Annotated in this window: 22 protein-coding genes; 17 read left to right on the top strand and 5 right to left on the bottom strand. The window is 36.5% G+C overall.

The window, feature by feature from the left end; all coding sequences use genetic code 11:
- Positions 1–63 precede the first annotated feature (63 nt).
- The 16 genes from ACNQGG_RS07140 (at position 64) to ACNQGG_RS07215 (ending at position 14,527) form a co-directional block, all read left to right on the top strand.
- A complete protein-coding gene (locus ACNQGG_RS07140) occupies positions 64–258 on the top strand; it encodes a cold-shock protein (RefSeq protein WP_007137066.1) in 195 nt (64 codons plus the stop codon).
- Between the two features lie 235 nt (positions 259–493).
- Positions 494–859 (top strand): NADH-quinone oxidoreductase subunit A, encoded by a 366-nt coding sequence (locus ACNQGG_RS07145; protein WP_039110432.1) that lies wholly within the window; start codon positions 494–496, stop codon positions 857–859.
- An 86-nt stretch (positions 860–945) separates the two neighbouring features.
- Complete coding sequence (locus ACNQGG_RS07150) at positions 946–1,494, top strand: NADH-quinone oxidoreductase subunit B (RefSeq protein ID WP_417962554.1); 549 nt, start codon at positions 946–948, stop codon at positions 1,492–1,494.
- 4 nt (positions 1,495–1,498) lie between these two features.
- A complete protein-coding gene (locus ACNQGG_RS07155; RefSeq protein WP_417962556.1) occupies positions 1,499–2,020 on the top strand; it encodes an NADH-quinone oxidoreductase subunit C in 522 nt (173 codons plus the stop codon).
- A 35-nt stretch (positions 2,021–2,055) separates the two neighbouring features.
- The gene (locus tag ACNQGG_RS07160) at positions 2,056–3,294 is read left to right on the top strand and encodes an NADH-quinone oxidoreductase subunit D (protein ID WP_416856090.1); all 1,239 of its coding nucleotides are present in this window, start codon (positions 2,056–2,058) and stop codon (positions 3,292–3,294) included.
- A gap of 75 nt (positions 3,295–3,369) precedes the next feature.
- Positions 3,370–3,900 carry a complex I 24 kDa subunit family protein gene (locus tag ACNQGG_RS07165; protein ID WP_417962558.1) on the top strand — a complete coding sequence of 177 codons (531 nt, stop codon included), beginning with the start codon at positions 3,370–3,372 and terminating at the stop codon, positions 3,898–3,900.
- Between the two features lies 1 nt (position 3,901).
- The gene (gene nuoF, locus ACNQGG_RS07170; RefSeq protein ID WP_417962560.1) at positions 3,902–5,269 is read left to right on the top strand and encodes an NADH-quinone oxidoreductase subunit NuoF; all 1,368 of its coding nucleotides are present in this window, start codon (positions 3,902–3,904) and stop codon (positions 5,267–5,269) included.
- Positions 5,270–5,287: 18 nt separating this feature from the next.
- Positions 5,288–6,337, top strand: a complete 1,050-nt coding sequence (locus tag ACNQGG_RS07175) for an NADH-quinone oxidoreductase subunit G (protein ID WP_417962562.1) — start codon at positions 5,288–5,290, stop codon at positions 6,335–6,337.
- Positions 6,330–7,382, top strand: coding sequence for an NADH-quinone oxidoreductase subunit NuoH (gene nuoH / locus ACNQGG_RS07180; protein WP_417962564.1), 1,053 nt, complete (start codon positions 6,330–6,332; stop codon positions 7,380–7,382). The genes ACNQGG_RS07175 and nuoH overlap by 8 nt, the downstream gene beginning before the upstream one ends.
- Before the next feature lie 112 nt (positions 7,383–7,494).
- On the top strand, positions 7,495–8,040 hold the full coding sequence (locus ACNQGG_RS07185; RefSeq protein WP_416856094.1) for a NuoI/complex I 23 kDa subunit family protein: 546 nt from the start codon (positions 7,495–7,497) through the stop codon (positions 8,038–8,040).
- Positions 8,040–8,552 carry an NADH-quinone oxidoreductase subunit J family protein gene (locus ACNQGG_RS07190; protein ID WP_416856095.1) on the top strand — a complete coding sequence of 171 codons (513 nt, stop codon included), beginning with the start codon at positions 8,040–8,042 and terminating at the stop codon, positions 8,550–8,552. The genes ACNQGG_RS07185 and ACNQGG_RS07190 overlap by 1 nt, the downstream gene beginning before the upstream one ends.
- 1 nt (position 8,553) lies before the next feature.
- The gene (gene nuoK / locus ACNQGG_RS07195; protein ID WP_035668725.1) at positions 8,554–8,874 is read left to right on the top strand and encodes an NADH-quinone oxidoreductase subunit NuoK; all 321 of its coding nucleotides are present in this window, start codon (positions 8,554–8,556) and stop codon (positions 8,872–8,874) included.
- 6 nt (positions 8,875–8,880) lie between these two features.
- Positions 8,881–10,776 (top strand): NADH-quinone oxidoreductase subunit L, encoded by a 1,896-nt coding sequence (gene nuoL, locus ACNQGG_RS07200; RefSeq protein WP_417962567.1) that lies wholly within the window; start codon positions 8,881–8,883, stop codon positions 10,774–10,776.
- 9 nt (positions 10,777–10,785) lie between these two features.
- Complete coding sequence (locus ACNQGG_RS07205) at positions 10,786–12,228, top strand: complex I subunit 4 family protein (RefSeq protein ID WP_417962569.1); 1,443 nt, start codon at positions 10,786–10,788, stop codon at positions 12,226–12,228.
- Between the two features lie 12 nt (positions 12,229–12,240).
- Positions 12,241–13,611: an NADH-quinone oxidoreductase subunit N gene (locus ACNQGG_RS07210; RefSeq protein ID WP_417962571.1), complete on the top strand. Its 1,371-nt coding sequence runs from the start codon at positions 12,241–12,243 to the stop codon at positions 13,609–13,611.
- 199 nt (positions 13,612–13,810) lie between these two features.
- On the top strand, positions 13,811–14,527 hold the full coding sequence (locus ACNQGG_RS07215; protein WP_417962573.1) for a DsbA family oxidoreductase: 717 nt from the start codon (positions 13,811–13,813) through the stop codon (positions 14,525–14,527).
- An 83-nt stretch (positions 14,528–14,610) separates the two neighbouring features.
- Here the strand turns inward: ACNQGG_RS07215 and ACNQGG_RS07220 are convergent, their stop codons facing one another.
- Together ACNQGG_RS07220 and ACNQGG_RS07225 are read right to left on the bottom strand one after the other, a co-directional pair.
- On the bottom strand, positions 14,611–15,318 hold the full coding sequence (locus tag ACNQGG_RS07220; protein WP_417962575.1) for a hypothetical protein: 708 nt from the start codon (positions 15,316–15,318) through the stop codon (positions 14,611–14,613).
- Between the two features lie 444 nt (positions 15,319–15,762).
- Positions 15,763–16,359 (bottom strand): hypothetical protein, encoded by a 597-nt coding sequence (locus ACNQGG_RS07225; RefSeq protein ID WP_416856101.1) that lies wholly within the window; start codon positions 16,357–16,359, stop codon positions 15,763–15,765.
- 191 nt (positions 16,360–16,550) lie between these two features.
- Between ACNQGG_RS07225 and ACNQGG_RS07230 the strand changes: the two genes are divergently transcribed.
- Complete coding sequence (locus tag ACNQGG_RS07230; protein WP_416856102.1) at positions 16,551–17,423, top strand: AraC family transcriptional regulator; 873 nt, start codon at positions 16,551–16,553, stop codon at positions 17,421–17,423.
- A gap of 150 nt (positions 17,424–17,573) precedes the next feature.
- On the opposite strand, the gene ACNQGG_RS07235 is transcribed toward ACNQGG_RS07230, so the two are convergent.
- From ACNQGG_RS07235 to ACNQGG_RS07245, 3 genes are all read right to left on the bottom strand, one after another.
- Complete coding sequence (locus ACNQGG_RS07235) at positions 17,574–19,295, bottom strand: GH39 family glycosyl hydrolase (RefSeq protein ID WP_417962578.1); 1,722 nt, start codon at positions 19,293–19,295, stop codon at positions 17,574–17,576.
- Positions 19,296–19,362: 67 nt separating this feature from the next.
- Entirely contained in the window at positions 19,363–21,735 is a 2,373-nt protein-coding gene (locus tag ACNQGG_RS07240) for a beta-L-arabinofuranosidase domain-containing protein (RefSeq protein ID WP_417962580.1), read from the bottom strand.
- A 12-nt stretch (positions 21,736–21,747) separates the two neighbouring features.
- The gene (locus tag ACNQGG_RS07245; protein WP_417962582.1) at positions 21,748–24,369 is read right to left on the bottom strand and encodes an alpha-L-arabinofuranosidase C-terminal domain-containing protein; all 2,622 of its coding nucleotides are present in this window, start codon (positions 24,367–24,369) and stop codon (positions 21,748–21,750) included.
- Positions 24,370–24,371 lie beyond the last annotated feature (2 nt).

Below are 24,371 nucleotides of genomic sequence, written 5' to 3' on the forward strand. Positions count from 1 at the left end.
AATGTCTTTCGTATTATATTAAATATTACATTTGCTCCATTATAAATTATTATTACTATTACAATGCGTACAGGTACAGTTAAATTTTTCAATGAATCTAAAGGTTACGGATTCATTACAGACGAAGAAACAGGAAAAGACATTTTTGTTCATGCATCAGGAATCAACGCGGAAGAATTACGCGAAGGTGACAGAGTTAGCTATGAAGAAGAAGAAGGAAGAAAAGGAAAAGTTGCTGCGAAAGTAGCAGTGATCTAAGCATAAAAAAATTAATTTTTTTTGCCTACGAATGTTTAAAACGTTCCGATTATATCGGAACGTTTTTTTTTGCACTATTATGAAAAAAGAACGTTGTAAATATGAAATTATTTATAATCGTTAAAAATTACAAGAAAATCATATTTTAAGGGAAATTAATTTCAATTTTTAGCTTGTGTTTTAATTCCTTGAAACCTATCTTTGTGTCTTATTTTTGCACGAAAAAATCATACTTATGCAGTCCGATCAATTAAATTATATCCCTATTTTAATGCAGTTTGTTTTAGCTGTAGGTTTTGTAGTGGGGACAATTCTTATTTCTGGGAAATTAGGCCCAAAACGCAACTCTGAAATCAAAGACAAAAACTTCGAATGCGGTATCGAATCAGTGGGTAACGCGAGAATTCCGTTTTCAGTTAAATATTTTCTGGTTGCTATATTATTTGTTTTGTTTGACGTTGAGGTAATTTTTCTTTATCCGTGGGCAATCAATTTCAAAGAATTGGGAATGGAAGGAATGGTTAAAATGGTAATTTTTATGCTTTTGCTTTTGGTAGGTTTTTTCTACATTATCAAAAAGAAAGCGTTAGAGTGGGAATAAAGATTTATTTTAAATGCTGAGTTCTAAATTTTAAATGGTTTCATTGTAATTTATAATTCAAAGTTTATAATTCAAAATAATAAAAAATGAGCAATTCTAAAATAAATATGGTTGATCCACCTGAAGGTGTTGTTGGTGAAGGTTTCTTCGCTACAAAACTGAATGATGTTGTGGGAATGGCTCGCGCTAATTCATTATGGCCTTTACCATTTGCAACTTCTTGTTGTGGTATTGAATTTATGGCTACAATGGCTTCGCATTATGATTTAGCACGTTTTGGTTCGGAGCGAGTGAGTTTTTCTCCTCGTCAAGCGGATATGCTTATGGTGATGGGAACAATTTCAAAAAAAATGGCACCTATTTTACGTCAGGTTTATGAGCAAATGTCAGAACCTCGTTGGGTAATCGCTGTTGGTGCTTGTGCTTGCTCCGGTGGAATTTTTGATACCTATTCTGTTTTGCAGGGAATTGATAAGGTAATTCCGGTAGATGTTTATGTTCCGGGTTGTCCGCCAAGACCAGAGCAAATTGTTGATGGTGTTATGAAATTACAGGAATTAGTGAGAAATGAATCTGTAAGAAGAAGAAGTTCTCCAGAATACCAAGAATTATTGGCTTCTTATAATATCAAATAAAATAATGGCGCTAGAAACAATACAAATCCAAGAAAAATTAGTTGAAACATTTGATTCGGCTGTTTTTGAATTCAAGCAGGAAAAAGATATATTTTCATTTGAAGTCGCTGCTGATAAAATTACGACGGTGATTCTTTTTTTGAAAAATGACCCAACATTACGTTTTCATTTTTTAACTGACTTGTGTGGGATTCACTATCCTGACAATGATGTTGATCATCAATTTGCAGTGGTTTATCATTTACACAATTGGTACGAAAATAAAAGAATTAAAATCAAAGCTTTTATCAACGGTGAAAACCCAGAAATAAAAACAATATCAAACATTTTCTTAAGTTCGAATTGGATGGAAAGAGAAACGTTTGATTTTTATGGGATAAATTTTATTGGGCATCCACAATTGAAACGTATTTTGAATATGGATGAAATGATTTCTTTTCCAATGCGAAAAGAGTTTCCAATGGAAGATAGCGGAAGAACGGATAAAGATGACCGTTTCTTTGGAAGAACTACCGACAATTATTAAAAATACTCACTATTATAATTTTTCACATTAAATAAATGTCAGAACTATTATTACCACCAGAGCATCGCTATGCTAAAAGAATTGCAGCCCAATTAAACGAAGACGGAAGCGAGCTTTCTATCCTCAATTTAGGACCTACTCATCCAGCGACACACGGTATTTTTCAAAATATCTTGTTGATGGATGGAGAAAGAATTCTAGAAGCGGAACCAACTATTGGTTATATTCACAGAGCTTTCGAAAAAATCGCAGAAAACCGCCCTTTTTATCAAATCACGCCTCTTACTGATAGAATGAACTATTGTTCATCACCTATAAATAATATGGGTTGGTGGATGACATTAGAAAAATTGTTGGATATTGAAGTTCCTAAAAGAGCGCAATATTTAAGAGTTATTGTAATGGAACTGGCTAGAATTACGGATCATATTATCTGTAATTCAATCCTTGGTGTGGATACCGGAGCCTATACCGGATTTTTATATGTGTTCCAATTTAGAGAAAAAGTATATGAAATCTACGAAGAAATTTGTGGTGCCCGTTTGACTACTAATATGGGAAGAATTGGTGGTTTCGAAAGAGATTGGTCACCAGAAGCTTTTAGAAAATTAGATGTGTTTTTAGAAGAATTTCCAGCAGCTTGGAAAGAATTTGAAAACTTATTCGAAAGAAATAGAATTTTTATTGACAGAACGGTAAATGTAGGGGCTATAACAGCTGAACAAGCTATGGCTTACGGATTTACTGGTCCAAATTTACGTGCTGCGGGTGTTGATTATGATGTTAGGGTAGCACAACCGTATTCTTCTTACGAAGATTTTGATTTTATTATTCCTGTTGGAAAATCCGGAGATACTTACGATCGTTTCTGTGTTCGTAATGCCGAAGTTTGGGAAAGTTTGAGTATTATTCGTCAAGCATTGGCAAAAATGCCTGAAGGAAATGACTTTCATGCTGATGTTCCGGATTATTATCTCCCACCAAAAGAAGATGTTTATACAAACATGGAATCGTTGATTTACCATTTCAAAATTGTAATGGGAGAAATTCCTGTCCCAGTTGCTGAAATATATCATCCTGTAGAAGGCGGAAATGGGGAACTAGGTTTCTATTTAGTTACTGACGGAAGTAGAACGCCTTATAGATTGCATTTCCGCAGACCTTGTTTTATTTATTATCAAGCGTATCCTGAAATGATTAAAGGGTCATTACTATCAGATGCAATTGTTATTTTGTCAAGTTTAAATGTTATTGCCGGAGAATTAGACGCATAAAGAGTATTGATTAACGATTTTAGATTTTAAAATAAAACTTTGTGACTTTGCGCCTTCGTGGCAAAAAAAATAAAAATGGAAAGAACGTATCACAAACAAGAAATAAATATGACGGAAGCATTGATGACTCGCATCAATGAATTAATAAGTCATTATCCTGAGGACAAAAGAAAATCAGCATTATTGCCTGTTTTGCATGAAGTTCAAGATGCCCACGAGAATTGGTTGAGTATTGAATTAATGAATAAAGTAGCCGAAATTCTTTTGATAAAACCAATTGAAGTTTACGAAGTAGTTTCGTTTTATACGATGTACAACCAAAGACCAATTGGAAAATACATGTTCGAATTTTGTCAAACTTCTCCTTGTTGTTTGAATGGAGTCGAGGATTTAATGGATTACACTTGTGAAAAATTAGGTGTAAAAGTGGGTGAGCCTACTCCAGATGGTTTATTCGAAGTTAGAGGCGTCGAGTGTTTAGGGGCTTGTGGATACGCACCAATGATGCAATTAGGTGATTTTTATAAAGAGCATTTGACGGCAGCAAAAATCGACCAGTTAATTGCAGATTGCAAAAACGATACAATACTATTACACGATAAATAATATGTCACAAAAAATATTATTAGATAAAATAAATATTCCCGGAATTAAAACCTACGAAGTATACCGTCAGAATGGGGGGTATACTTCAGTAGAAAAAGCCTTAAAAACATTAACACCTGACGAAGTTGTCGAAGAAGTAAAAACTTCAGGATTGCGTGGTCGTGGTGGAGCAGGATTCCCAGCCGGAATGAAATGGAGTTTTATTGATAAAAAATCAGGAAAACCAAGACATTTAGTTTGTAATGCGGATGAATCAGAACCAGGAACTTTCAAAGACCGTTATTTGATGGAATTTATTCCTCATTTATTGATTGAAGGAATGATTACTTCCAGTTATGCTTTGGGTGCAAACCTTTCTTACATCTACATTCGTGGAGAATACATGTGGGTTTATAAAATATTGGAAAAAGCCATTAACGAAGCAAAAGCTGCTGGATTTTTGGGGAAAAATATATTAGGTTCAGGATACGATTTAGAACTTTATGTTCATTGTGGTGCCGGAGCTTACATCTGTGGTGAAGAAACTGCATTGATTGAATCATTGGAAGGAAAAAGAGGAAATCCTCGTATCAAACCACCATTTCCTGCTATTTCAGGACTTTGGGCAAATCCAACGGTTGTTAACAACGTAGAAACAATTGCTGCTGTGCCTTGGATTGTTAATAATTCAGGTGCGGAATATGCTAAAATTGGTATTGGGCGTTCTACAGGAACCAAATTAATTTCGGCTTCAGGGCATATTAAAAACCCTGGTGTTTACGAAATTGAATTGGGATTAAGTGTTTACGAATTCATGAATTCTGATGAATATTTAGGCGGAATGAGTTCTGATAGACCTTTAAAAGCTTTTGTACCGGGAGGAAGTTCTGTTCCCGTTTTACCAGCCCATTTAATTTATAAAACAGCCGCTGGCGAAGATCGTTTGATGTCATACGAATCGTTAAGTGACGGTGGATTTGCAACAGGATCGATGTTAGGGTCAGGTGGATTTATCGTTTACAATGATACGTCTTGTATTGTTCGTAATACTTGGAATTTCTCCCGTTTTTATCACCATGAAAGTTGTGGACAATGTTCCCCTTGTCGTGAAGGTACTGGCTGGATGGAAAAAGTATTGCACAGAATAGAAAATGGTCACGGTCGTGAAGAAGATATCGATTTGCTTTTGAGCATTCAAAGTAAAATTGAAGGAAATACCATTTGTCCTTTAGGTGATGCGGCAGCTTGGCCAGTGGCAGCAGCAATTCGTCACTTTAGAGATGAGTTTGAATACCATATTCGTTTCCCGGAAAAAATAAAAAATAGAGATCATTTTGTTGCTGAACCTTTTGAAAAAGTAAAGCATTTAGTTTCTAAAGTAATCGTATAAAGTCAAGAATTTCAGAAAATGAAAGTAACCATAGACGGTCAAAGCATAGAAGTAGAACCAGGAACAACAATCCTGCAGGCAGCACGTATGATAGGTGGAGAAGTAGTTCCGCCGGCAATGTGCTATTATTCTAAACTAAAAGGGAGCGGAGGAAAATGCCGTTGTTGTTTAGTGGAAGTTGCCAAAGGAAGTGAGGCTGATCCAAGACCAATGCCTAAATTAATGGCATCTTGTGTAACCGGTTGTATGGACGGAATGGAAGTGAACAGTAAATCTTCACCAAGAGTAACCGAAGCCAGAAAATCAGTAACCGAGTTTTTATTGATTAACCACCCGTTAGATTGTCCAGTTTGTGATCAAGCAGGAGAATGTGATTTGCAAAATTTAAGCTTTGAGCACGGGAAATCAGAATCTCGTTTTATTGAAGAAAAAAGAACATTTGAGCCAGAAAACATTGGTCCAAATATTCAATTGCACATGAACCGTTGTATTCTTTGTTACCGTTGCGTAATGGTTGCAGATCAATTGACTGATGATCGTGTACACGGAGTAATGGATAGAGGAGATCATTCTAATATTTCGACTTGTATCTCAAAAGCAGTTGATAATGAATTCTCCGGAAATATGATTGATGTTTGTCCAGTAGGAGCTTTAACGGATAAAACGTTTCGATTTAAATCTAGAGTTTGGTTCAGCAAGCCTTATAATGCGCACAGGGATTGTCCTACTTGTTCCGGGAAAACTACGGTTTGGATGTTTGGTGACGAAATTCAACGTGTTACAGGGAGAAAAGACGAATACCATGAAGTAGACGAATTTATTTGTAATGGATGCCGTTTTGACCACAAAGAAATAAAAGATTGGATTATCGAAGGACCGAGAGCATTCGAAAAAGATTCGGTTATCAATCAAAATAAATACAACAGAAAATTACAAAAAGTGGAAATCGCTACTGAAGATCATATCCTTCTAGGTAGAGAAGAAGACCGCAAGAAAATAAGCATGGTGGAAATTCCATTGACTGAAGAAGACATTATTAATCAAAAAAGCTTGGGTAATAATGGATAGTACTATTATCATAGAAAAAAGTGTCATCATTGTTGCAGTTTTTGCTTTGACAATGTTGATGGCAATGTATTCCACTTGGGCTGAACGAAAAGTGGCCGCTTGGCTGCAGGATCGTGTTGGACCAAACAGAGCGGGTCCTTTTGGATTGTTTCAACCGCTTGCCGATGGTTTAAAATTATTTTCGAAAGAAGAATTTGAGCCAAACACTCCAAATAGATTTTTGTTTTTTGTAGGTCCGGCAATTGCTATGAGTACCGCTTTAATGACGAGTGCCGTAATTCCTTGGGGAGACCGGTTGCATTTGTTTGGGAGAGATATTTTATTGCAGGCTACGGATTTAAACATTGGATTGTTATACTTTTTTGGTGTTGTTTCAGTGGGTGTTTATGGAATTATGATTGGTGGTTGGGCATCTAATAATAAGTTCTCTTTGATGGGTGCCGTTCGTGCGGCTTCGCAAATGGTATCGTATGAAGTGGCCATGGGACTTTCGATGATTGCTTTGTTGATGATGACTGGAACCTTGAGTTTAAGAGAGATTTCGGCACAACAAGCAGGAATGAATTGGAATGTGTTTTACCAACCGTTATCTTTTATTATATTTTTAATTTGTGCTTTTGCAGAAACGAACAGAACTCCTTTTGACTTAGCGGAATGCGAAAGTGAATTGATTGGAGGATACCACACGGAATATTCATCGATGAAAATGGGATTTTATTTATTTGCGGAATATGCGAATATGTTTATTTCTTCTACGATTTTAGCGGTTTTATTCTTTGGAGGGTATAATTATCCCGGGATGAATTGGGTTGTTGAAAATTGGGGAGTGAATATTGCCAATGTTTTAGGATTTGGTGCTTTGTTTATCAAGTTGTGTGGATTCATCTTTTTCTATATGTGGGTGCGTTGGACTATTCCAAGATTCAGATACGATCAATTGATGCATTTGGGTTGGAGAATATTAATTCCCTTGTCTATCATTAATATTATAATTACCGGAACTGTAATTTTGAGAAGTGAAATTGCAACTTATTTAGGATTTTAATTAGTACCGAAAAAGCCCTAGCCCTGATAGCAGTGGAAATCCTTTTATTTTTTCTTTTAAAAATAAAAGATTGAAACGAATAGCAGGAATAAGCTTCAAATAAAAATAAAAAATGTCAATAGAAAATATATCCTTATCGGGAAGAAAAAAGCAGGTCTCTAACAAGGAGATGACTTTTTGGGAAAGAATGTATCTTATTGCAATTGTCAAAGGTTTGATAATTACGATTCAGCATTTGTTTACCCGAAAAGTAACGATTCAATATCCGGAGCAAGTACGTGAAATGAGCCCCGTGTATCGCGGTCAGCACATGTTGAAACGCGACGAGGAAGGCCGTGAGAATTGTACCGCTTGTGGTTTGTGTGCGCTGTCCTGTCCTGCGGAAGCGATTACAATGAAAGCGGAAGAGCGCAGAGCAGATGAAAAACATTTGTACAGAGAAGAAAAATATGCGTCAATATATGAGATCAATATGTTGCGTTGTATTTTTTGTGGATTGTGTGAGGAGGCTTGTCCGAAAGACGCCATTTACCTGACGACTTCAAAAGTATTGGTTCCTTCCAGTTATGAAAGAGAAGATTTTATCTTTGGAAAAGACAAATTGGTCATGCCGCTGGAAATGGCAATGAAAAACGCTCAACTTAAAAACGCTAACTAATGTCTACGATACTTATTATTTTTTGTGTTTTATCAGCGATAACTTTGTCAACTGCATTTTTGACAATTTTTAGCAGAAACCCAATACACAGTGCTATTTATTTAGTGATTTGTTTCTTTTCGGTTGCAGGTCATTATTTGTTATTGAATGCGCAGTTTTTGGCAATTGTTCACATTATTGTTTATTCAGGAGCGATTATGATTTTGTTTTTATTCACTATTATGTTGATGAATTTAAATGAGCAAAAAGAAGTGCACAGACCCAGGATTACCAGATTAGGTGCTATTGTTTCTTTTTGTTTGATATGCATCGTTTTGATCTTGATTTTTATAAACTCAAAACCGATTGTTGGGGAGTATGTTTCAACAGGCGAAGATTTTCAGTCGATAAAAGTATTAGGGAGAATATTACTAAATGAATATATGGTTCCTTTTGAATTTGCGTCTGTATTGCTTTTGGTTGCGATGATTGGGACTGTTTTATTGTCTAAAAAAGAAAAACTTCAAAAATAAGATGAACAATATTTTAAATCAAATAGGTATAGAAAACTATATATTCCTTTGTGTGATACTTTTTTGTATTGGCGTATTTGGAGTGTTATACCGACGAAATGCCATTATCGTATTCATGTCAATTGAGATAATGCTGAATGCAGTAAACTTATTGTTCGTGGCATTTTCTACCTATCATCAAGATGCGCAAGGACAAGTTTTTGTGTTTTTTTCGATGGCTGTCGCTGCCGCAGAAGTTGCAGTAGGATTGGCAATTCTAGTTTCAATATTTAGAAATTTAGGCTCAATTACAATCGATAATTTAAAAAACTTAAAAGGATAAATGGAAATGAATACCAATATAGCTTTAGTTTTAGTTCTTGCTCCTTTTTTAGGATTTTTAATCAATGTTTTCTTCGGGAAAAGTCTGGGGAAAAGTCTGTCTGGAATACTTGGAACCGGTTCTGTTGTGGTTTCTTTTATTGCAACCGCTTATTTCTTCAGTGGAATTTCAGCGCGACCGGAAGGAATTCATATTTCACTTTTTGACTGGATTCAAATCAGTAATTTCAAAGTTGATTTCGGATTTCAATTAGACCAATTGTCAATTTTATGGTTGCTTTTCGTCACCGGAATTGGATCTTTGATTCATTTGTACTCTATCAGTTACATGCACGAGGATGAAAATATGCACAAATTCTTTGCGTATTTGAATCTGTTTATATTTTTCATGATCACTTTAGTAATAGGAAGTAACTTATTAGTAATGTTCATCGGGTGGGAAGGCGTAGGTCTTTGTTCGTATTTGCTGATAGGATTTTGGCATAAAAACCAGGATTTCAATGATGCAGCTAAGAAAGCTTTTATCATGAACCGAATTGGGGATTTAGGTCTGTTAGTTGGAGTTTTCATTCTTGGAAGCTTATTCTCGACGCTAGATTTTGCTACATTAAAAACGGCTATTTCAACAGCTACCAATTTAAATAGCTATTGGATTGGAGTTGCCGCTTTTGCTCTATTTATTGGAGCTTGTGGTAAATCAGCACAAATACCATTATATACTTGGTTGCCGGATGCGATGGCTGGACCAACACCGGTTTCGGCATTGATTCACGCGGCGACAATGGTTACTGCAGGTATTTTTATGATTACCAGATTAAACTTTTTATACAGTCTTGATTTGCCGAGTATGCATTTGGTAAATGATATTATTGCGATTGTTGGAGCAGTTACAGCTTTAGTAGCGGCTACAATTGGATTGGTTCAAAATGATATTAAGAAAGTCTTGGCTTATTCTACTGTTTCTCAATTGGGATTAATGTTCCTGGCTTTGGGATTGGGCGCTTATGAAGTGGCTGTTTTTCACGTAATCACACATGCTTTCTTTAAAGCTTGTTTGTTCTTGGGTTCCGGTTCTGTAATTCACGCGTTGCACGGAGAGCAAGACATGCGCAAAATGGGCGGTTTGAAAAAAGCGATGCCAATTACTTTTATCACCATGTTCATCGCTTCATTAGCGATTTCCGGTGTTCCATTGTTCTCCGGGTTTTTCTCTAAAGACGAAATTTTATTAGTGGCTTTCCATCATAACATTCCGTTATGGGTTGTCGCTTCGGTTGCGTCAATAATGACTGCTTTCTATATGTTTAGATTGATGTTTTTAACATTTTTCCAAGAATTCAGAGGAACCGAAAAACAAAAACACCATTTGCACGAAAGTCCTTCTTTGATTACTTTTCCTTTAATCGTTTTAGCGATATTGGCAACAATAGGTGGTTTGATCAGTTTACCAGGAAATAGTTGGTTGAATGGGTATTTAACGCCTATTTTACCGGAATTATTGAATGTGGAGCACCATTTAGGAACTACAGAATACCTATTGATGGCTATTGCAATCGTAGGTGGATTGGTAGGGATTGGTTTGGCTTACGCCAAATACGTCAAACAAAACGCAGTTCCTACAGAAGATGCTGAAATTACAGGGTTTTCTAAAATACTTTACAATAAATATTATGTTGATGAATGCTATGATGCTATTTTTGTTAAACCAATTAATGTCTTGTCTCGTTTTTTCAGAGATACTATAGAAACTGGTTTATCAGCTTTGGTTTTTGGATTCGGAAAAGTTACCAACGAAATAAGTTATCAAGGAAAGAAAATACAAAATGGAAGCATTGGTCTTTATCTTTTTGTTTTCGTATTAGGGCTTTGTGCCATTGTTTCTTATTTATTTTTAGCTCAATAATCTTATACTATGAATGTATCTCTAATATTAATTATACTTTTAGTTGGTGCGTTTGCAACTTTTCTTGCAGGCGATAAACTAGCTTCAAAAGTGGCTTTGTTCTTTGGATTGGCTGCTGCAGGCTGTTCTATTGTATTATTAAATCACTATAATTTAGGTGAAAATATCAGTTTCATCAAACAGTGGATTACAAAACCTACTATTTCTTTTGCTTTAAAAGCAGACGGACTTTCCTTGGCAATGCTTTTATTGACTACGGTTTTGACTCCAATTATTATTTTCTCTTCTTTTGGAAACGACTATAAAAATTCAAAATCATTTTATGCGTTAATCTTGTTTATGTCATTTGCAATGGCGGGAACATTCTTAGCATCAGACGGTCTTTTATATTATATATTCTGGGAGTTATCATTGATTCCTATTTACTTCATCGCATTAATATGGGGTAATGGAGACACAGAAGAACGCAAAAAAGCGGCAGTTAAATTCTTTATCTATACGCTTGCAGGCTCATTATTTATGCTTGTTGCTTTTGTTTATATGTATCAAAAAGCAGGTAGTCTTTTATTGGAAGATTTATATAAATTGAATTTATCAGCAACCGAACAATTATGGATATTCTTGGCTTTCTTCTTGGCGTATGCGATTAAGATTCCATTGATTCCTTTCCACACTTGGCAGGCTAATGTGTACCAAAAAGCACCAACTGTTGGAACGATGCTTTTGTCAGGGATTATGCTAAAAATGGGATTGTATAGCGTTATTCGTTGGCAATTACCACTAGCGCCACTTGCTGCTAAAGAATACATGTTCCTCTTTATTGGACTTGGAATTGCAGGTGTAATTTATGGTTCAATTGTAGCCTTGAGACAAAAAGACTTGAAGAAATTATTAGCATATTCTTCTTTGGCACACGTAGGATTAATAGCTGCTGGAACTTATACGTTGACATTAGACGGATTGCGTGGAGCAGTTTTGCAAATGATTGCACACGGTTTTGTGGTTGTTGGATTGTTTTTTGTGGCGGAGATTATTTTAAGGAGATATCAGACAAGAGCAATTGGTGAAATGGGAGGCATTCGTGCGCAAACACCAAAATTCACCTCGATGTTTTTGATTTTGGTTTTGGCTTCTGTAGCATTGCCAACTACTTTTAACTTTGTTGGAGAATTTACCGTTTTATACAGTCTTTCACAAATAAATATTTGGTTTGCTATTTTAGGAGGATTAACGATAATTTTAGGAGCGTATTATATGTTGAAAATGTTTCAACACGCTATGTTAGGCGAAACCAATTCAAAACTTTTTGCTGATGTAACAATCAATGAAGGAATAACTTTGGTAATTGTAATTGCTGTCCTATTCTTTTTTGGAATGTATCCAAAACCAATAATTGATTTGATCACACCAAGTCTTGAAGAAATTTTAACTCAAATAAACCGAATTAACTAAGTCAAATAAAAAATGAATACATTAATAGCTATAATAGGATTAGGTGTTTTATGCCTTTTATTTGAAATTTTTAATTTAAGGAAAGCAATTGTTCCAATAACGATTATTGGATTATTGGCGGTTCTTGGTTTAACCATATCTGAATTTAATTCCACACAGAGTTACTATAATAATATGATTATTGTTAGTAAATTTTCAACAGTGTTTTCTTCTTTGTTTATTGTGCTTACTATTTTCTTAGTGGCTTTAGGACATAATTTTTACGCAAATCATAAATCTAAAATTTCTGATTTCATTGCCATAAAGGTGTTTTTACTGTCGGGAGCTGTGGCGATGGTTTCTTTTGGGAACTTAGCGATGTTCTTTTTGGGGATTGAAGTATTATCCATATCACTTTATATTCTTGCGGCAAGTGACCGTATGAATTTAAAAAGTAACGAAGCGGGAATGAAGTATTTCTTAATGGGGTCCTTTGCTTCGGGAATCATTCTTTTTGGTATCTGTTTAATTTACGGAGCGATGGGAAGTTTTGACGTTACTGAAATCATAGAATTATCACAATCGGCTGAATTGCCAATTTGGTTTCCAATTGGGATTGTGTTGTTAACGATTGGAATGTTATTTAAAGTTGCAGCAGTTCCTTTTCATTTTTGGGCACCGGATGTTTACGAAGGTTCTCCTGCGTTGACGACAGCTTTGATGAGCACTTTGGCAAAAGTAGTTGCTATGGCTACTTTGTATAAATTACTGTATGTTATGAATGCTGATATTTCAGAGGCATTCAAAACTATTGTAGTTGTTATTTCTATGGCTTCCATGACTGTTGGTAATATCATGGCCTTAAGACAAACAAACGTCAAACGTATGTTGGCTTTTTCAGGGGTTTCCCATGCTGGTTTTATGTTGATGACGTTGTTGAGTTTGTCCTCTTCAGCGGGTAGTTTGTTGTATTATGCATCAGCCTATTCTTTATCTGGAATCGCAGCTTTTAGTGTAATTTTATACGTTTGTAAAAATAGAGATAACGAAGATGTTGTGAATTTTCATGGTCTGGGAAAAACGAATCCGCTGTTAGCAGCGATTCTTACTGCCGCTTTACTTTCTATGGCAGGTATTCCTATTTTTGCTGGTTTCTTTGCCAAATTGGTTTTGTTCAATCAAACGATTCAAGCGGGTTATTTGGCTTTAGTAATCGTGGCAGTTGTCAATTCTATTATAAGCGTTGGGTACTACTTCAAATTGATTTTGGCGATGTATACCAAAGAACCAAACGAAGAAAGAAAAGGAACGCCGGTTATTATTTATGCAGTTGCCGTTATAGCGATTGTCTTGAATATTGCCTTAGGTTTGTTTCCATCTTTTGTTTTGGATTTATTGGGATAAAAGGAAGTTTAAAAATATACAAAAACCATCAAGAGCAATTTTGATGGTTTTTTGGGTTTCATGGATGTCCTGTTTCCTTGATTGTAATAAATATTTACTATTCGGGTATTTATAATAAAACTCCAAAACTCAAAAAGCTCTAAAACGAATTGATTAATTTTGTGCTATAGAATCAATTTTGAATTTCAATTAAAGGAAGATGGAAAATAAATTAAAAATACAAATCTGGTCGGATATCATGTGTCCGTTTTGTTATATAGGAAAAAGAAGGATTGAAGAAGCGTTACAGCTTTTCGATCATAAAGAAGCTGTTGCCATTGAATGGAAAAGCTTTCAGTTAGACTCTGGTTTTATTGCTTCACCTGACGATACTATGGTGGAACATTTGGCAGAAAAATACAGGAAAGATACCGATTGGGCACAAAACATGCTCGATAACATGACTCAAAATGCAAAGACGGCAGGATTGGATTTTCATTTTGAAAAAGCAGTTCTGGCAAATTCATTGAATGCACATCGTCTGTTGCATTTGGCTAAAAAGTACAATCTGGCAAATGATTTAGAAGAACTGTTGTTCAAAGCGTATTTGACCGAAGGCAAGAACGTCAATGATTTAAATACATTAGCCGAATTAGGGCTTGAAGTTGGACTAGAAGCAGAAGAAATTAAACAAGTGTTACATTCTGATGCTTTTGCAAATGAAGTAAAGGAAGATATTGCAGCGGCAAATTCAATAGGCGTGCAAGGGGTTCCCTTTTTTGTTTTCGAAAATAAATATGCAATTTCCGGTGCGCAACCCGCAGCCGCTTTTTTACAAACATTAGATAAAGTATGGGAAGAAGGTAAATTTGAATCTAAAGTTACTTTGTTGAATACAACAGCCGAGAACAGTTGCGACATCGATGGTTGTGACTAAAACGGAGAATAGTTTTCAAACAAAAGTCCCTTTGATACGAATACCAACGGGACTTTTTTAACTAACCATTTTTAACAAACTAATTATCTTTTATCTACTCTAATATCTAAACTTCCTGTTACTTTAGTGTCTTTTTGGTTTTTTGTACCATCATTTTTATAATAGTATTGATCCTGATCATTTGAATTTTGATTGTTTCCATAATCACGATTGTTATTATAATCGTTATTTTGATTATTTCTATAATCACGATCATTATTGTCATAGTTGTTTTGGCTGTATTCATTCGCTCTACGTCCATTTACACTTCCAACAATATCAACAATTTGACCACGACGGTTGTAGATAATTTGTAATCCACCTACTTGTTCTAAGGCATAACGGTTGTAAGTCATGTATACGGAACCAACTCGTTTAATTCTATCATTTGAATCATAGTTGATAAATACATTTCCAATACGTCTTACTTTACCAGAATAATCATGTTCCACTTTTACACCGTAATTTTGGTTTCTAAAATTTGTGGGCGTACCATACGTTTTATTTACTGCACTTGTTCTTCTTGATTTGTAGTACATATCGTTACCATTTGATGGGCGTGTATTAAAATCAAATTGTCCGTCAGGAAACACAAAAAACTCGATTCCTCTTTCGGTGAACACAATTGGTTCCGCATTTCTAAAATCAACAGGTAATCTTCTCTCAATTGAAAAATTAGTTTTTTCTGTTGCATTCGCTACACCACCTCCAATAAGGAAGATACTAGCTACTAAAAGGGTAATTTTTTTCATAATCAATATAATTTGGGTTTTGCCTACTCATGAGCTTTTCGGCTTACGCTTTTTTACTTATTTGATTAGGTATATCCAAGTAGCGTGCCAGAAATTATAATCTTGATTACGTGTTTTAGGTTAATGCTTTGTTTTTTAATTTTAAATATTTGAAAATCAATATTTTAAAGTTTTAGAAATGAAGTGATAATAATTTATCCAGAAGCGGTGATTCAGTGTTTTTTTTATTGCAATTCCTTTGTTGGAATTTTTTTATTACCTTTTTCAGAATAGAACAGGTAAAAATTAGTTGTGACTTCAATGGTAATGACTAAAACTAGATACTCTTTTTATTTCTAATAGTTGTCACATTACCTTAATGAGTGTTTTTAGCTTCGTTAGTTTTAAAACAAAAAAAAGGCTATCCCAAAAGACAGCCTCCTCAATTAGACATTTATTTAATCATCATTTGGCATCAACTGTTTCGACAAAAGTTTTTCCGTTAGACGTTATAACAAACGTATATCTGTCTCCTGGCATCTTACTTACGTCAAATATTTTACCCACATTCAATTCAGCAGGCAAGGTTTCATTATACAACTCGGTATCATTTGAGCTATAAATTTTAACAGAAACAGGAGTTTTGTCTAAGTTTAGTAGATTAAGTTTTACTATTCCGTTTTTGTTTACCAAAATGGGTTTGTAAACTTCAGAAATGGCATCAGCAGATAATTTGGCTACTTTACCCACAACCTCAATTTTATACTTTGAGATTTTAAGGTCGCTTTCTGCTTGTAGGTAATATACTCCGTCAGGGAAAGCCGTCAAATCATATGTTCTGTTAATATTATCGTCAGAAGTAACATTCTCTTGATAAATTAAATTGTCACTTGTGTCATAAATCGATAAGTCGATTTTCTTGGTCTCTCTTAAAGTAAAACTTACAGTTTTTCCTTCTTCTTTTTTTAAATCCAATGAGAAATCAGCGTTCCCTGCATGTGCTTCTACGGTAGTTAATGCTGCTACGGCTAGCATTAAACTAAATTTTACAATCTTTTTCATAATAGTAAATGTTTTAGATTTATAATTGATTATTTATCTGATGCTAAATTATTCTAACAGATTCATTAAGAATAGTACAAGATTTTCTAATATATGTGCTATTTTATCTTTTACGAAATCGATAAAGGTTAAAAAAAGCTATAGTATTCGCATTTTAGGTATTTTTACATTAATTCTAAAATTCATGGAACATGAGACCTATACTGCCCAACTTGGAAATCATTACACCTTCTTTTGGAAGTTCGTTTTTTTTCTCTAATTATGAAGAAAATGCTAACAATAATGCGAATCACTGGCATTATCATCCTGAAATCGAATTGGTCTATATTAATGGAGGATCTGGAAAGCGACAAGTAGGAAGTCATATCTCCTATTATAATGACGGGGATTTGATATTAATCGGAAGCAATTTACCGCATTGCGGATTTACGAATGAAGAAACGGGGAATAAAAAGGAAACGGTTATACAAATGAAGCCTGACTTTCTTGGAAATGACTTTTTTGATATTTCCGAAATGAAAAATATTAGAAACTTATTTAACCAAGCCAAATCAGGGATTTCATTTTTGGGAGAAACTAAGAAAGCAATTGGTACTAAAATTGAAGCAATGGAGGAACAGTCTCAATTAGAGCGGTTATTAAGTATGTTGTCAATTTTAAATGAACTCGAACAATCCAAAGAAAGTATTGTTTTAAATGCAAAAGGCTTCTCTATGGAAATGCAGATGCAAGATAATGACCGTATCAATGTTGTTTTTAATTATGTAAAAGATAATTTTCAGGAGCATATTGCTCTCGAAGAAGTGGCTGTATTGGTAAGTATGACTGTGCCTTCTTTTTGTCGGTATTTTAAAAAAATAGCCAATAAAACATTTACGAAGTTTGTAAATGATTACCGTTTGGTTCATGCGTCTAAGTTATTAGCCGAAAAACCGATAAGTATTACTGAAATATGCTATGAGAGTGGATTCAATAATTTCAGTTATTTCAATAAATCGTTCAAAGAGTTTACAGGTAAAAGTGCTTCAGAATACCGTCAGGAACTTAGATCAGTGCTTAAGTAATGTGATTTTTAGCGGTAATAGTTGTTGGGGTAGGATCTTTAAAAATTACAATACCCCAGATAATAAGGGGCATTGTAAATAAATAATCAAACAAGACCGATAGGTGATCATGAATTGCAGTTCAAACGACGCTAATGACATCTGGATAGCTTACCAGTCTAGTTTCAAAAGCGATACAGCTTGTCTGGGCAAAACGATGTCAACCACCAGAGTGCCTGCTTTCACGTCTATTTTTTGTGGATTTCCAACGGTTTCCAATTGACCGGCTTTTTCGAGTGTTGCTATTTGCGCAGTCGTAGGATTTTGCGGTGAGCCCATTTTTTTCCAAACTTCGTATGAATTACTGTGTTGGCTATCGATGGTGTAGTGGGTGAGTGTTACTTTTCTGGCATTAACACCGCTGATGCTTACCCGAACTGGTTCTGCAGCTCCCAATTGGTCCAGGTCGTGGTAGTTCCACAACATGATGCCGGCTGTTTTTCTATCAACACTGGCAAGTGCACCTATTTCTGTCTGCTCGCCACGTACGCTGCTCTCTACAATGGCTTCTAATGGCGTCATCCTATTGCTTTCTACCGTTACTCGTTTACCGCTCATTTTACCGAACATACGGAACACATTCAGTACCGGCTTGTCTACCCCATTTGTAGCTAAATCACGGAAACCATAGAACCAAGGTTGGTTTTCGAATTCAAAAGACCAAGAAACAGCACCCAAAAAATTGACATCATATTTATCGGCCAACAGGTATTTTCTGGCAAACGATGCAGCAGTATAACTACTGTACATAGTGCCGTTGCGGTAGGCATTTTGGGGGTTAGTAGCCATGCCACAAGCGGCACATCCTTCGGGGTCACTTTCCCCAATGATGATGGGTAGATTCTTAACTTCCGGATAAGAAGAGGCAATCTTGAACCCGGTAGAAATATCCTTTAATTGCGGCGACATATCCATACGTACCACGCCATCTATTAATTTCGGATTTCCTTTTGCATGAAAAAGAAAAGCATCCAGTGGCGCACCTTTTTTACCTGTTACGTAATTAGTGCCACTAATGCAATGCTGCAAAAAAGCGTTCGTCCATTTTTGGGAGTTTTCACTCTTTGTACCAGCGATATTAAGACCACCGATCTTAGCTGTTGGAAGTGCTCTTTTTACGGCATCAGCTGAATAATCGTAGAGTTTAAAGTATTCGTCCATAGTGCCTTTCCAATAACCGTTAGGCTCGTTCCACACTTCCCAATACCAACTTTCTACCTCTTTTTTGCCATAACGTTCCACACTATGTTTTACCCATTGGTACACCAGCTCCCCCCATTTATTGTAGTCTTTTGGCGGATAAGCCCAACCCGTCAGAATATCGCTGTAAGGGTCGCCTGGTTTCCAGGAATGTTTATAGGGTTCCGGATGTATACTCAGTGCTTGCGGCATAAATCCAATCTGAGCAAGTGGTTTCATGCCGCGCTTGATATAGGTGTCAAAAATGCTGTCGATAATACGCCAGTTATATATTGGGTTGCCCTTGGCATCTTCCGTGTAAGCATTCGTGCTACCCCATTTAAGAGCGGCAACGCCATCCCCGCTTACCAACAAACTGTGCGCCCGAACATATACCGGCGTAGGCGAAAGTGCTGCCAGTTCGGTCAGTAGCTTCTTGCCATCTTTCATGTAGGTATAATTAGGTTCATCGTACCCGAACCATGCCCACATTGGATACATGTCACCGACTGGTTTGTCCAGCATTATTTTTACTTCGACGGGTTTCTCTGTTGTTTGCGAAAAAACGGGTCTTAAACTGACAAATAGAAATGCGACAATAAAGGCAAGGACTGCCACTTTATTTTTTACGATTATTTTGTTTTCTTTAATCATTTGGTATCAATTTAAATTATATTAAAAGAATGGGATTAAAACTTTCTTATAGAGTTGGGCTATTGTTTTATTTTAATACCCGAACTTCATAAATTCCTGTTATAGTCGAATTGGGTTTTGCCTTAAATTGTACTTGCAAAATTTTTGGTTTCGCATTCAGAATTGCTTCTGGAAGTTCGATTATCTTGTCTATAAATTGATTTCCTTCAGTCCCATCCATATTCATCGAGGCTAATAAAACATCATTAATATAAATGTCGAAAATTCTATTCTTGTCGGCACCAAAATAGGTGACGCGCAATTTACGGGCTTCTAAATTATTATTTTTTAAATCATAGCTAAAGAAACCTTGTCCATTTCGGTAATGACGTTCTTTAAAAATTCCGGTATCTGTTTTATCTCCTTTGAAGTTATGGTCTGATTCCGGTTGTTGTTCGCCTGCGGAAACCACATCAACGGTAAGTGCTTCCAATTTCATTTGCGCTTCCTCACGTTCTTTCATTGCTTTTTGTATTTCTGGCAACTTTTCTTTGGTCGTATAAGGCCAATAGAGCATGTATCTGGCATCGTGAATCTGGAAGAACGGAACGAGTTGCAGGTTCTTGTATTTCTCCTGATAAATAAGATCCGAAGCGCTGAAAGTAAACGGTTTATTGGCTACGGCCTTCAAGGAAGTGGCTAAATCAGTGTTGTTTGAAACAAGCAAAGGCGCATCTTCTATTGGGTAAATTGGTCCGTTGGCAATATGTCCCATACGGCTGTCATCGGCTCTTAGTCCAACAAGGTCTGTTGTGTCTGTTACTGCAGCAAGTACAATGGGTCCGTGTACAAAAGAAACCCAAGCTGATTTATCCGGAAGTTGTTCTGTTTTATTTTGCATTGGAAGCACCACTGCAATTACGTCTCCTGTTTTCCATTTTCGTTCTATGGATACATAGGAATTCACGTCTTTAGTTAAGCTAATTGCTGTGTTGTTGACCGTAATTTTCATTTTGCCGTCTTCAACCCACGAAGGATAACGGAACTTAATGGCAAACTGCTGTGGCTTTTTCAACGTTAGCCTGATGGAAGTTTGTTCTTCAAACGGAAACTTTGTATTTTGCGTAAGCGTAATTCCTTTCTCTTTCCAATTCAGCGTCGAAGGAATAAAGAGGTTAACATAGAGATTTTGTTTGTCGTGCGCATAAATGAGTTCTCCATATTTCCCGTGGTTTTCCAAACCAGAACCTACGCAGCACCAGAAAGATTGTTGGGATTCTGAATAAACTCTGTAATGACGCGGTCGGATAGGAGTAAAATAAACGAATCCACCATCAGGATGCTGGGATGACAAGATGTGGTTGTAGGTCGTCCGTTCGTAATAATCTATATATTTTGAAGAAGGGTCTGCAAGAAATAAATGCTTACTTAATTTAAGCATGTTGTAACTGTTACACGTTTCAGGGCCTTCTCGCGATTCCAACATAGATGAAAAATCGGTGGCGGAATTAAAATGTTCTCTCACGCTATTTCCTCCAATAGAAATCGTTCTGTTGTTTACCACCGTATTCCAGAAAAATTTAGCTGCATTTGCCCATTCTTTATCTCTAGAAACTTCGGCAACACGCATAAAACCTATTACTTTAGGAATCTGGGTATTGGCATGAATTCCGTTAAGGGCATCGGTATCTTTCAAAAGTGGGTCAAGAATTGCTTTGTGAGAGAATTTTCGAGCCAAAACCAAATATTTTTTATCGCCCGTTATCGCTGCAACATCGGCAAAAACCTCATTCATGCCGCCATGCTCACTGCGCAACATCTGTTGGATCTGATCATCGGAAAGGGTTTCGGTAAGATTCAAACACCAGTCGGAAAGTTGGATTAGCATTTTTTTGGCTTTTTCATTTCCAGTCAAAGTGTAAGCATCTACCAATCCGGCATATACTTTATGGATGTTGTACCAAGGCACCCATTTATTATTCAATGAAAAGCTTCCAGCGTCAATTTTTCCTTTGGCAATCTCCTCCCACAAGGCTTTGCTTCCGGGAACACCTCCAATGTATCCATTGCCGTTTTTCTGCTGACATTTTTCGAGTTCGTTAAGTATATAGTCAAGTCTTTCCTTTATTTGCTTATTTCCGGTTGCGGCATACATCTCTGACAAAGCCGAAAGATAGTGCCCGCCAATATGACCATCAAGACCGGTATTTTCCCAATTGGCATAACTTTTTGATTTAGATTCTATTCCTGCTTCTCTCAAATAAGGAACTAATAGTCGATCAGCATCAAGGGCCAAAATATATTTCATGTCGGTTTCTTGAGCCGCTTTAAAAGGACCCTCCAGTAAACGAACCGAGGATAACGGAAAACTTTGAAGTTGGGACGACTGTCCGTAAACAGCAGCTGTTGAAACCAGTACAAGTCCGAGCCAAAATGATTTTTTAATACTATTTGGTATCATCTTTTTTGAATTTTATTTATTTAAGCCAATAGTTTTAATGCGATATACGGTGAACGAGTATGCCGGTAATTCAGCATTCATTAACTCTGAAACAGGAGAAGTGGAAACTATCGGTTTCGCTTTTTTGTCGCTTGGATCACCTTTCAATACGGTTTTTATAGCCTCATTGCTTCCTAGATTACCATTTTTCAAGTCAACGTATGCAGTAACGGCAACAGGTAGGAGGTTGACCAGTTTTACGATTATGTCGTTACTTTTAGTGTCCTTAACAACAGATATGACAATACGGGTTTTTACATTTTCCTGGTTGTTGGAAAGGCTAATCTCACTAGGGATATAGTAGTCACCGGCGTTTTGACCATAGAGCTTCTGTACCTCATAACCAACCGTTGGTCTCACTTCCGTATTGCTGAAATAGATCAGGTTGGGATTCCATTGCGTATGTTTGTCTTTGGCCAATAATGGCGCATAAGAAGTCATGCTGACTACATCACCATTGCGTTCCAAAGAAGTTAAATACAAGGCTTCCGCCAAGGCTGTTTCAATATTATTGGGTTTCCCAGGCAAGTGGGCAGCATATTCGCCAAGATATACTTTGGGTTTGGAACGATCATATTGGTCATAATAATCCTGATTATAGATGAACCAGCCCGGAGATTGATAGTAGTGTTCATCAACCATTGGTACACCCAATTTTGAAGCGATATCCCAGCCTTCTTGATAATCAGTGCCTTCAAATGATGGGCCTGCGGTTCCAATGACCGTTATTTCAGGGTGCTTTTCCTTCATTGCTTTGAAGATCATCGTAAAACGTTCTTCAAAAATATCGGTGATAAGATCTTCGTTGCCAATGCCAACATATTTCAGATTAAAAGGCTTCGGATGTCCGGCTTCGGCACGTTTTTTCCCCCATTTGGTAGTTGCATCACCATTGGCATATTCTACTAAATCCAAAATGTCTTGCACGTAATTTTCCATATCACACATTGGAACTCCGCCTTGTTGTCCAGCACCTCCTGTTGACGAGTTTTGGCAAGGAACACCAGCCGCTATGACCGGTAATGGTTCAGCTCCAGCATCTTCGCAAAATTGGAAATATTCGAAATAACCTAAACCAACCGTTTGATGATAGCCCCAAAGATTGCGCATGGGTTTTCGTACTTCGAGTGGGCCAATGGTGTTTTTCCAATTATAAATGTTTGCTATTCCGTCACCATGGGAAACACAACCTCCTGGAAAACGAATGAATTTTGGTTTTAAGTCCGCCAATGTTTGGGCCAAGTCGGCACGCAATCCATTTTTATGTCCTTTAAACGTTTTCTGAGGGAAAAGCGAAATCAGGTCTAAGTCCAAAGTTCCTGTCATTTGTGGAATGATTTCCAGACTGGCATCGGCCATAGTTGTTTTTACTGTAAGGGCTGCATTGTATTTTTTCCAATTGGTAGTAATCGATTGGGTTGTAGTTTCTCCATAGATTTCTCCATTTTTACCCACCAAGCGAATAAGAAGTTTGCCTGCTTTACCATGAGTAGCACGGGCAAATATTGAAAAATCGTATTTTTCGCCCGCTTTTACTGCAATACCGTCAAAACCTTCATTGACCAATGCCGCTCCTGTTTTTTTAATTGCAAGTTTTGCATAATGTTTGTTGTTTGGATGGATTGGGTTTATCGAATCAATAGTATAACTGGCGGTTTCGCCTTTTAGACTCCAAGCTTTGGTACTGTTCCAGGTGACATCCCGGCCTTTTGTATCGCTTATAGTATATTCAAAATCCCTGTTTTGAACCAGTTCAGCGTATAGACCACCATCGGCAGCGTAATTGATGTCTTCAAAAAAGATGCCCAAGAGCGTATTGCTGATTTTTTTAGATTTTGTAACGTCCAAAGTGAACTTCGCTTCCACAGGCTTCAAGTCGGCAAAACGTTCGGTGTCGGTTTTGGTGGTTTCCGCCCAAAGTTGGGTTTTATAAGCTGATAATTGTTGGGTTTTAATCAAGCCATCAACAATACTCCAAGCCACTTTATTGATGGACCCAGTTTCTTGTTTTCCAGCGATAAGGATAGTGCTTCGTGAGTTTTTGTATTCTGTTACTGGGATATTTTTGGTTTCCGAGTATTTTTTGAAATCCTTGGTTGTGGTACACCAAGCTTTGGTTTCGGTTTGATCTTTACTCAACCATGAAATCGTGTATTCCCCTTTTTCTTTCTTGTAAGTCACTTCTGGAGTCAAACAGTTTTTATTGATCATAACAACAGGGTAAGACTGACGACCCCAATAGAGAAGGTCTTGTGACGAAGCGTGGGCAAAAGTTCCGTCCTTTTCGTTCAAGCTCCAAATGCAATGCCACAGTCCATCGGCACCCAGAAATAGTATTGGCGAAACCATTCTTTTTTCCGATCCCCATCTTCCATAATCGGAATGGATATAATGGTATTCCGGCCCTATGGGATGCCAATTGATTTGATCGATACTCCAAGCAAAATGGAGTCCGTCGAAACTTTTTCCGGAAGTATAGGAGAATATATAGGCCTCATTTGGATTGTTAGCGAAAGTCGAAAATGCCGAAAAACACATAAACAGTAATCCTAGAAAGTGCTTTTTTTGTTTTTGAAATTGGCAGCTATTTTTCATTG

Source organism: Flavobacterium esculini (assembly GCF_048284325.1).
Lineage (GTDB): Bacteria > Bacteroidota > Bacteroidia > Flavobacteriales > Flavobacteriaceae > Flavobacterium.

Bases quoted from the DNA above. Each gene is read 5' to 3' on its own strand.
- nuoL (WP_417962567.1), top strand. From the start codon at position 8,881: ATGAATACCAATATAGCTTTAGTTTTAGTTCTTGCTCCTTTTTTAGGA.
- ACNQGG_RS07185 (WP_416856094.1), top strand. From the start codon at position 7,495: ATGTCAATAGAAAATATATCCTTATCGGGAAGAAAAAAGCAGGTCTCT.
- nuoK (WP_035668725.1), top strand. From the start codon at position 8,554: ATGAACAATATTTTAAATCAAATAGGTATAGAAAACTATATATTCCTT.
- ACNQGG_RS07165 (WP_417962558.1), top strand. From the start codon at position 3,370: ATGGAAAGAACGTATCACAAACAAGAAATAAATATGACGGAAGCATTG.
- ACNQGG_RS07175 (WP_417962562.1), top strand. From the start codon at position 5,288: ATGAAAGTAACCATAGACGGTCAAAGCATAGAAGTAGAACCAGGAACA.
- nuoH (WP_417962564.1), top strand. From the start codon at position 6,330: ATGGATAGTACTATTATCATAGAAAAAAGTGTCATCATTGTTGCAGTT.
- ACNQGG_RS07150 (WP_417962554.1), top strand. From the start codon at position 946: ATGAGCAATTCTAAAATAAATATGGTTGATCCACCTGAAGGTGTTGTT.
- nuoF (WP_417962560.1), top strand. From the start codon at position 3,902: ATGTCACAAAAAATATTATTAGATAAAATAAATATTCCCGGAATTAAA.
- ACNQGG_RS07235 (WP_417962578.1), bottom strand. From the start codon at position 19,295: ATGATTAAAGAAAACAAAATAATCGTAAAAAATAAAGTGGCAGTCCTT.
- ACNQGG_RS07160 (WP_416856090.1), top strand. From the start codon at position 2,056: ATGTCAGAACTATTATTACCACCAGAGCATCGCTATGCTAAAAGAATT.
- ACNQGG_RS07140 (WP_007137066.1), top strand. From the start codon at position 64: ATGCGTACAGGTACAGTTAAATTTTTCAATGAATCTAAAGGTTACGGA.
- ACNQGG_RS07240 (WP_417962580.1), bottom strand. From the start codon at position 21,735: ATGATACCAAATAGTATTAAAAAATCATTTTGGCTCGGACTTGTACTG.
- ACNQGG_RS07220 (WP_417962575.1), bottom strand. From the start codon at position 15,318: ATGAAAAAAATTACCCTTTTAGTAGCTAGTATCTTCCTTATTGGAGGT.
- ACNQGG_RS07210 (WP_417962571.1), top strand. From the start codon at position 12,241: ATGAATACATTAATAGCTATAATAGGATTAGGTGTTTTATGCCTTTTA.
- ACNQGG_RS07215 (WP_417962573.1), top strand. From the start codon at position 13,811: ATGGAAAATAAATTAAAAATACAAATCTGGTCGGATATCATGTGTCCG.
- ACNQGG_RS07230 (WP_416856102.1), top strand. From the start codon at position 16,551: ATGAGACCTATACTGCCCAACTTGGAAATCATTACACCTTCTTTTGGA.
- ACNQGG_RS07145 (WP_039110432.1), top strand. From the start codon at position 494: ATGCAGTCCGATCAATTAAATTATATCCCTATTTTAATGCAGTTTGTT.
- ACNQGG_RS07190 (WP_416856095.1), top strand. From the start codon at position 8,040: ATGTCTACGATACTTATTATTTTTTGTGTTTTATCAGCGATAACTTTG.
- ACNQGG_RS07245 (WP_417962582.1), bottom strand. From the start codon at position 24,369: ATGAAAAATAGCTGCCAATTTCAAAAACAAAAAAAGCACTTTCTAGGA.
- ACNQGG_RS07205 (WP_417962569.1), top strand. From the start codon at position 10,786: ATGAATGTATCTCTAATATTAATTATACTTTTAGTTGGTGCGTTTGCA.
- ACNQGG_RS07225 (WP_416856101.1), bottom strand. From the start codon at position 16,359: ATGAAAAAGATTGTAAAATTTAGTTTAATGCTAGCCGTAGCAGCATTA.
- ACNQGG_RS07155 (WP_417962556.1), top strand. From the start codon at position 1,499: ATGGCGCTAGAAACAATACAAATCCAAGAAAAATTAGTTGAAACATTT.